This window comes from Caballeronia jiangsuensis, from assembly GCF_046030135.1.
Lineage (GTDB): Bacteria > Pseudomonadota > Gammaproteobacteria > Burkholderiales > Burkholderiaceae > Caballeronia > Caballeronia jiangsuensis.
In genome coordinates this window covers 1-2183 of sequence record NZ_JAQQDB010000093.1, presented here as the reverse complement: position 1 = coordinate 2183, position 2183 = coordinate 1, and the positions used below count along the sequence as shown (strand labels likewise).

At 57.0% G+C, this 2183-nt stretch carries 2 protein-coding genes; both read left to right on the top strand.

Annotated features, from left to right (window positions below; translation table 11 throughout):
• Nucleotides 1-1141 (top strand): DUF2345 domain-containing protein (locus tag PQR08_RS38445; RefSeq protein ID WP_408164448.1); only part of this gene is annotated, 1141 nt, incomplete at its 5' end.
• Between the two features lie 17 nt (nucleotides 1142-1158).
• Nucleotides 1159-2183, top strand: a 1025-nt coding sequence (locus tag PQR08_RS38440) for a phospholipase D-like domain-containing protein (RefSeq protein WP_459251873.1), incomplete at its 3' end; no start/stop codon positions are given.

Below are 2183 nucleotides of genomic sequence, written 5' to 3'. Positions count from 1 at the left end.
TACGCCCGGCCAGCAGCAGGTTCAGGTGGCGAGCGATCAGGCCAACTCGCGGCTGGTGCTGGGGTACAACACGCGCATCGAGTACCGCGCGGGTCGTCAGCAGGCGCGCGGGCTGGGTTGGGAACTCGCGACGGACGCGTGGGGCGTGCTGCGGGCGAATCGGGGCATGCTCATTACGACCGAGACGCGCAGTGGTGCCAACTCGCCCGCGAAAGAAATGGGCGAGACGGTGCAGCGGCTCACCGAAGCGCGCGACACGCATGAGAACCTCGTCGGCATGGCGCAGCAGAATCAGGCGCAAGACGCGGGCGCGGACCAGAGGGAGGTAACAGCGGCGCTGAAGGCGCAGAACGCGACGGTAAAGGGCGGACCAAAATCAGGCCCGAACGCTTTCCCGGAACTTGCCGAAGCGCATCTAACCTTCGCGAGCCCGAACGGCATCCAGGCAACAACAGCCGGCACGACTCATCTTGCTAGCGGTGAGCATCTCGCGCTGACTACAGGTGGTCACATTGGTATTGCAGCAGATGCTTCTCTCTTCGCGACGGTGCGCTCGAAGCTGCGACTGTTCGTACAGCAAGCCGGTATGCGACTGGTTGCTGCGGGCGGCGATATCGATATAAAGGCTCTAAAAGACAGTATCAATCTGCTGGCGAAGCTTAATGTGACTGTGACGGCGAATCGCATCACGATCTCCGCGAAGGAGGAGGTAGAGATAGTTGGTGGGGGCAGCTACACGCGCTGGAGTCTTGGAGGCGTGCGAACCGGCACATCGGGTAGCTTCGAGGTCCATTCTGCGAGTCGCAACTTTAGTGGGCCTGATTCGGAGCGCTTGCCAACTTTGCCTGAATCGCGGCCGAGCAAGGAGGATCTGCACTTCATACTCGGTGCCTTGGCGCACGACGAAGCCCACCGCTATGTGGACGAGCCATATGAGCTATTCAAGGGTAGCGCAAAAATTGCACAAGGCGTGACTGACGAATTCGGTCGCGTAATTGTGCCGGACCATCAACCCGGGACGTCGACTTACCGGGTGAAGTTGAGTAACGGCGGTCAATTCGATTTGAACGTCAAAGATGCACTCAACGCTGATTTTGCACACATTGAATATCGAACCAACCGCGGCGAGCGAATGAGCTGAAAGCGGAGAACGAAAACATGAGCAACCTGAAAACTCAAAACACGGCAGACGTTCATATTGATGAAGTTGTACGTCAGGCAATGGGTTCTGCGCAGTGGTTTCTGGAAAACGAGCCGGAAGTCAAGAAATACTACGGCAACAAGTTAAAGTTCATGATCTGTGGTCAAGAGGGCTTTGCTTCGATTGCAGAAGATATTGCGAAAGCGAAGGGCACTGTCGAACTGGTCTGCTGGGGTTTCGATCCGGGAATGGAACTCGTGCGCGGTGGCGACACATGGCCTCGTGGTCAGACTTATGGCGACGTGCTGGAGAAAGCGGCGCAACGAGGGGTGAAGGTACGGATGCTGGTCTGGCACAACACACTTGCCTCGGAGTTTCAGAACAATATGCCGGGCTACACGGATGTGCCGAAGGCCAACAGTCCGATATCGAACTTTGTGCAGTCATTGAACTCTCCGTATGAGAGCGCAGAGAGGCAGAAGTACTGCACCGCCTGGTGGCAGCGCAATCTCGCAAATCGAAACGGACCAGCAGACCACACGAATCTTCAAATAGTTTTCCGAAGCGCTAGCCCGGGAGATGCATACGCAGGCCTGAAGGACGAAGACGACGTGCCCGCGCTGCCGGGCGAGGGCGCTGCATTGAGCTTCGCTACTCACCATCAGAAGCCTGTTTTGATCGACTATGCACACAATGATGGCACCGGTGCGGTGGGCTATGTCATGGGGCTGAACTCAGTGACGGATTACTGGGACACGCAGAACCACGCAATCGACGATCCGCTGCGAGAGGAAATGAGATTGCCATATAAATTGTGGGGCGGAGTTGCGCCGGGCGAGTTGGATCATGAGTCCGCAATCGAAAATCGCGCCGTGTCTTATCAGTACCGTTACGGTAAGCCGTACCAGGACTACGCGTGTCGTGTCGAGGGACCGGCGTTACAGCGACTTCATCAGAACTTTGTACGAGGCTGGAACCGGTCAGCGCCGACGAATTGGCAACTCAAGGAAATCTCGGGAATTCCGCCAAAGATCAAGACCGT